We start from the raw sequence: 6,216 nt of genomic DNA on the forward strand, positions 1-6,216 counted from the left end.
ATATTAAACAAAAAAATATTAATAAATTGGTAGAAAATATTAAAGCATTAATAAAGTAATATTGATAAATTAATAAAAATACCAAAACTTTAATATTAACGTTAATATGCTGATTTTGTAATGCAATATTTGACCTTTGAAAACTAAATATAAGCGAGAAAAGTAAGCAACAAGTAACTGGTTATTAGTAACCAAAAAAACTAATACATAATTAAACGACAAAACAGAAGAAACACGACTAAACAAGCAAGATGAAGAGTACTATATACAACTAAAAAAGCACCAAACTAAGCAACAAACTTGCTATTGAATGAATGGATAGCAAACATATTTAAGTGTCTAAAACGCTACATAATTTTAATTGTAAGGGATACTATATATCCCCCAAACAAATGAGAGAAAAAAGCTATTCAATCACGAATAGTACACGTACCTTTATTTGAACAGTATCCAGATTGAACTTTTTGAGTGGAAAAAATAACACTCCCCCGCCCGATAACTAATATCTCAAAATAGCATCAGTACAATTACTACTAGATAATTCCCATTTTGGTTCATTTTACCTATTGCCAAACGAAGTGCAAGGCAAGGTAAAAGAACAATGTAAAAATGAAAGTATCCTAAAACCTACTATAAAGCTAAATAAAAGAAACGTTTTATTTTAAGAGTTCGTAAAGCCTGTTATATCAACGTTTATAAGGGATGCTAATTCAGATTTTATAAGAATTACCGCAGATTTTGCAATAATTGGCGTAAATGTTTAAATATTAAAACTAATTAAAAATATTAAGGAGATTTAAAAAATGAAAGTGATGACCAATCCAGAATTGATAGATAAGTTATATGAAGAAATATCCAGACAAAACACAATTTACATGAGCATTATAGGAACGATGGTTGCTGTAGTCTTAGGGATTGCCTTTGCGTATGTTTGGCAACAACTTAAGTTTTCCGATAAAGGTATTGAAAAAATGAAGAGGAACATATATGAAGAATTCAAAATAGATAAAATTAAAAGAAATATTGATGAAACAAAAAGTAATAATGACAAATCAAAAGAAAATATTGATAAGTTACAAAAACAAATAGATGAATTCAATTCTTTTAGAAAAGAAAATGTTGCAATGCTACTTATAACACACGCTGAACAATTTTCTTTAATAGCATCTAATGCTGAAGAAATTCTACTTAATAATGAACTGTCCATAATTGAGGACATCATAGTTAAATATGGAGATTATGATATGGACCTTGAAAATTTTATGAGTGTATTTGCAAGCGTTTCTAACGGAAATATGGATATCTTAAATAGAAAATTTAAAGATGCAGATTATAAAATGAAGATTAAAAAGGAATTGAAAACGATAAATGATTATTTGATTAATAATTTTCCAAAAGGAATTAAAGCTTATAAAGTTACTAAAAGTGGAGATGTGAATTTCGTTGAAGATTTTAAAAAAACAGCTCAAAAAATAGAAAATATGTAATTTAATAAAATAAATGAGTTACCAAAAGAAGAAACAAGGAACCCGATTACGAGATTAACTGATACGCTTGACAAGTAACCACTTTAGATAGTATTATATAAATATAGAGTTACCAAAAAGAAAGAAACGTAAGAAAAGGGAACTCAAATATAATATAAAAAGGACGTTAAAACATGAGTGAAACCGTAAATCCAATTAAAAATAAGACTGATTACATACTATTAACTAGAGATTTATTACAAAGAACGAAAGATGCTAAAACTAACCTAAGAAATTACTTTATGTTTAGAGTGGGTATGTGTTGTGTGTTAAGAATTAGCGATATTGTAAGCATGAGAGTTCATGACCTATATGATGCTGATTTAAACGTAAAACCTAGATTAACGATTAAAGAAATTAAAACAGGTAAGAAAAAGGATATGAGTACAGCTCATTTTAAGAAGGATGCTGAAAAGTACCGAGATGAAGTATTAAAACCAAGATTAAACAAAACATATCCAGATAAAGCTACTAAATGCTTATCAAGTGATGAAACTATTGAGATTGGTACAGGTAAAAATAAACGTGAGATTAACAAATATGCTACTGATTGGCTATTTACAAGCAATAGATACCCATTTAAACACGTTGATGAAAAAGCTTTCTATAAGGCAATAAAGGCTAGTGCTAAAGATGTAAATCTAGAACATATTGGAACTCACACAATGAGAAAAACGGGTGCTTATCTGTTGTATCGTGGGAATTTTGACGATGTGCTAAAAGATAAAAATGTTAAACCTAACAACAACATTAGTTTAGCTATGAAAGTACTTAACCATAGCTCTCAAGCTAGTACATTGCGTTATTTAGGACTTGATAAAGAAACATTAGACAAAGCAATTAATGATATTGATGCGTTCGATATTGAGATTTAAAAAGTTTGGAGTAATTTATGAAAATTTTAGAACTGTTATTAACCTTTAGAATATTGAACTCGTTTAGCGGTTTAATATCAGTCTTGATAACCATAGGCGTGTTCATATGGCTTCTGACAATACCTAGCTTTGTATTTACAATTAAAACTATATTATGGATAGTGATAGGAATAAGTGTTGCTGTGATGGCAATATGTAAGGCTATTGAAAAAATGGAAGAAAAGAGAAATGGAAAAGATAAAAAATAACTTATTAATAAAAATGTATAAAAAAGCCTGCCTTATAGACAGACCTTTTTATTTATAAACCAAACCACCAATATTCATATTTATCGAAGAATATTTTAATTCCATCGATTCTTAGGTTATCAAAATAATCTTGATAATGTTTTCCGTTTTCACCTTTAGCTCCACCCTTGAGCCACCAGTCAGAATTGAATAGAGCACTAAACTCTACAGTAGGTTTAGGTTCATCATTTAACTGATTAAAATTGTTTTGGTAAAGTCTTCTTTTATTAACAAAGCCAAATATTTTTTCATCAACTGAACCTGCACCACTTTGCCACTTCTTTTCGACTATATACACTGTATTAGTTTCGAAATTAAAAAACACTTCATCTGGTTTCCAATTTTTATGATTAGCATTCCTTAATCCGTAATGGTCATATAATACGTTATAGAATTGATTTTGATTAGTTATAACACCTATACGTTGATTATCTTTTAATCTAATAACGTCAAATGCTGGTGATTTAGAGTTTTTAATAACTAACCTATTGGGGTTCTTAAATGCGTGCTTTTTTAATTCATACTCTGAAGATAGGTTGGCGTTAATACTACTAGCTAAATCGGTTTTATCTTCAAACTTTAAGCCGTTAGCATTTGTATTAGCACCACCAATGCCGCCTTTTTTCATATATATCACCTCCTTATCGCATATTATAAACGATGAGGAGGCAATGTTAATATGTTGTTATTATTACTTCTCCGACTTTTCCACGCTTTCTAGCGTTAGAATTTAAAACTCTATTTGCTTCTACGTGGTGTACTTTAAATATTTTATCTTTATATAATTCCTGAATTAAAGGAACGTCAGCATTGGATAACATGACTTTAGCACCTTTATAAGCTAAAGCTTTAGCTTGCTCAGCTAACTCTTTTTGCTGTATTAATCCGAAACCGTTTTTAGTATAGCTAGTGAAACTAGAAGTTGGATTTACAGGGATGTATGGAGGGTCTAAATATACAAAATCGTTTTTATTGACAGTTTTTAAACATTCTTTGTAATCTCCACTTGTTATCTTTATTTCTTTTGAATTTAAATAATTTGAATCTGAATATATACAATTTGGTGCCAAATTTAATTTTTTATGCCCCCCAAAAGGAACGTTGTTTTGTCCTTTTTGGTTAACTCTCCATAATCCATTATATCCAGCTTTGTTTAAATATATGAATCTAGATGCTCTTTCAATGTTACTCATATTTAAAATTCTGCCGTCACGGTCTACCGAGCGGACGTCTAAATAATGCTCTTTGGAATCTAATTTTTCATGCTGCTTTAAAGAAACTACTAAGTCATCTAAATTGTTTTTAACCACAGTCCAAGTATTAGATAATTCTTCGTTAAAATCATTTATATAAGCTTTGCTGGGTTCTAATTTTAATAACAATGCACCACCTCCAACGAAAGGTTCGTAATAATTATTAAAACTATTTGGGACATGCTTTAAAAGCTCTGGTAGAAGTTGCCTTTTTCCACCTACCCATTTTATGAAAGGAGACAAAACAGGTTTCTGTATCTGTTCTATAAAATGACTTTGGCTTATGCTTAAAGCTTGTGAAATGCTTTTGATTTGACTGCTATTCCACTTACTAATGCTATTTTTAGACAAATATAAAACTGTACTGTAAGGCACCGAAGCTGAAAAGGACAAAGATTTTAAATTCATGCCTTGCATTTTTGTTAATTCATTTAATTTACTATTCATAATTAATACCCGCTTTTTGTGTTTTATAACATGATTATATCAAAAAACACAAAAAGCGTATATAGAGTTTATCAACAATATTGTTATATTTTATCAATAACTAATTACATTTTTGCTGATATGACAATGTTTATAGACAATTTTGGTGTTGCTAAAAAATGTATATAATGTTAATATTAAATACTAATTAATGACTTATTGAAAGCAAAAAAGCCATTCGATTATAGCATTGGCGTGCTACGAATGACTTAACTCGATGAGTATTATATAACTCTATTTTTCTAACATTGAAACCTTTAAAAAGGCTTCGCTTCATGTATATATAATACTCACTAATTGCTTTTTAGTCAAGATTAAAAGACTAAAAGGGAAGTGAAAATAAATGAAAAAATTACAAGATTTCAACTCGAAAGGAGATGATAAGAACTGGACTAATGCAAAATTAGTTAATTCTTTAATAGCTCAAAAAGCAAGAACTGTTAGTGATGGAAGCGAAGTATATCATTTTAAACAAAAGAGACGTGCTGAAGAACTTGAAAATTGTGGTAGCCACCTACAATACCTAATTGATAGGAAAGGCAATAAACGCCTACATAATGCTAAATTCTGCCATGACAAATTGTGCCAGATTTGCAACATAAGAAAGTATAATCATGAAAGTGCGAGATTATATCACGTAGTCAAATACTTAAAAAATTTACATAAATTCATGATTGGAACATTCACGATTAAGAATGTTAAATACGATAGAATTAGCAATGCAATAGAAGAACTTAATTACGCTTGGCGAAAGATGCAAGGTTACAAAGCAATCAAGCCATATCTAAAAGGAACAGTTAAAAAAGTTGAGTGTAAAGTTGGTAATGACAACAAGTGTAACGTCCATATACACGTTTTAATGGCAGTTAGTCCTAGCTTTTTTCATGGAAAGAACAGCCTAAACCATGCTCAATGGTCGAAACTTTGGACTAGGGCAGTCAATAAAGGATATACGCCTGAGTTGCATGTAGAACGAAAAGGTTCATATGAACAATTGAAAAAAACATGTAACTATATATCGAAATCATACGTTTTTGGAGATTGGCAATTAAATGATATAAGCAGATTAATAGACATTGATAATGGAACTTATCGAAAGCATTTAATAGTATATACTGGCTTGCTAAAAGAAACTGATAATCTAATTAATAGTAGTTTTAAAAGGAAAAATAAAGTATCTACTGGAAAATATCAGACGTATGGAATGAATGATAACTTCGACTATGATAGTGCGACGATTGAAACGTATATGTACAAGAAAACTAATGGCAAAACTGATTATTATTTAAAAGAATGATTGAACGGTATTTAATATATTTGCAGTTATGGAGCAAGGCAATAGTCTTGCGAAAACAACTCAAATCGCTTATATATCAACGCTTACTCACTATAAAAGGTGGTAACCAATTTTGCTAGTTTAGATGCTACTCACTTCGTTCGTAAGCGTCTAAGCAGGCAATTAAAAACTAAAATTAAACAATAAGTTAAGTATATTAAACAAAAAAATATTAATAAATTGGTAGAAAATATTAAAGCATTAATAAAGTAATATTGATAAATTAATAAAAATACCAAAACTTTAATATTAACGTTAATATGCTGATTTTGTAATGCAATATTTGACCTTTGAAAACTAAATATAAGCGAGAAAAGTAAGCAACAAGTAACTGGTTATTAGTAACCAAAAAAACTAATACATAATTAAACGACAAAACAGAAGAAACACGACTAAACAAGCAAGATGAAGAGTACTATATACAACTAAAAAAGCACCAAACTAAGCAACAAA

The 6,216-nt window shown here is 29.3% G+C and carries 6 protein-coding genes; 4 read left to right on the top strand and 2 right to left on the bottom strand.

Annotated features, from left to right (window positions below):
• Window positions 1-803: 803 nt before the first annotated feature.
• From DY123_RS07505 to DY123_RS07515, 3 genes are all read left to right on the top strand, one after another.
• On the top strand, window positions 804-1,487 hold the full coding sequence (locus DY123_RS07505) for a hypothetical protein (RefSeq protein ID WP_140936545.1): 684 nt from the start codon (window positions 804-806) through the stop codon (window positions 1,485-1,487).
• 173 nt (window positions 1,488-1,660) lie between these two features.
• Window positions 1,661-2,401 (top strand): tyrosine-type recombinase/integrase, encoded by a 741-nt coding sequence (locus DY123_RS07510; RefSeq protein ID WP_140936546.1) that lies wholly within the window; start codon window positions 1,661-1,663, stop codon window positions 2,399-2,401.
• A gap of 17 nt (window positions 2,402-2,418) precedes the next feature.
• Window positions 2,419-2,649, top strand: coding sequence for a hypothetical protein (locus tag DY123_RS07515; RefSeq protein WP_140936547.1), 231 nt, complete (start codon window positions 2,419-2,421; stop codon window positions 2,647-2,649).
• Between the two features lie 52 nt (window positions 2,650-2,701).
• Here the strand turns inward: DY123_RS07515 and DY123_RS07520 are convergent, their stop codons facing one another.
• Together DY123_RS07520 and DY123_RS07525 are read right to left on the bottom strand one after the other, a co-directional pair.
• Complete coding sequence (locus DY123_RS07520) at window positions 2,702-3,316, bottom strand: hypothetical protein (RefSeq protein WP_140936548.1); 615 nt, start codon at window positions 3,314-3,316, stop codon at window positions 2,702-2,704.
• Between the two features lie 46 nt (window positions 3,317-3,362).
• On the bottom strand, window positions 3,363-4,388 hold the full coding sequence (locus tag DY123_RS07525) for a DNA adenine methylase (protein ID WP_225427248.1): 1,026 nt from the start codon (window positions 4,386-4,388) through the stop codon (window positions 3,363-3,365).
• Window positions 4,389-4,770: 382 nt separating this feature from the next.
• On the opposite strand from DY123_RS07525, the gene DY123_RS07530 reads away from it, so the two are divergent.
• Window positions 4,771-5,724 (top strand): protein rep, encoded by a 954-nt coding sequence (locus DY123_RS07530; RefSeq protein ID WP_140936549.1) that lies wholly within the window; start codon window positions 4,771-4,773, stop codon window positions 5,722-5,724.
• Window positions 5,725-6,216: the final 492 nt, after the last annotated feature.

Source organism: Apilactobacillus micheneri (assembly GCF_006493595.1).
GTDB classification, from domain to species: Bacteria; Bacillota; Bacilli; order Lactobacillales; family Lactobacillaceae; genus Apilactobacillus; species Apilactobacillus micheneri.

Coding starts and splice junctions, on each gene's coding strand:
- DY123_RS07505 (WP_140936545.1), top strand. CDS start 804: ATGAAAGTGATGACCAATCCAGAATTGATAGATAAGTTATATGAAGAA.
- DY123_RS07510 (WP_140936546.1), top strand. CDS start 1,661: ATGAGTGAAACCGTAAATCCAATTAAAAATAAGACTGATTACATACTA.
- DY123_RS07515 (WP_140936547.1), top strand. CDS start 2,419: ATGAAAATTTTAGAACTGTTATTAACCTTTAGAATATTGAACTCGTTT.
- DY123_RS07520 (WP_140936548.1), bottom strand. CDS start 3,316: ATGAAAAAAGGCGGCATTGGTGGTGCTAATACAAATGCTAACGGCTTA.
- DY123_RS07525 (WP_225427248.1), bottom strand. CDS start 4,388: ATGAATAGTAAATTAAATGAATTAACAAAAATGCAAGGCATGAATTTA.
- DY123_RS07530 (WP_140936549.1), top strand. CDS start 4,771: ATGAAAAAATTACAAGATTTCAACTCGAAAGGAGATGATAAGAACTGG.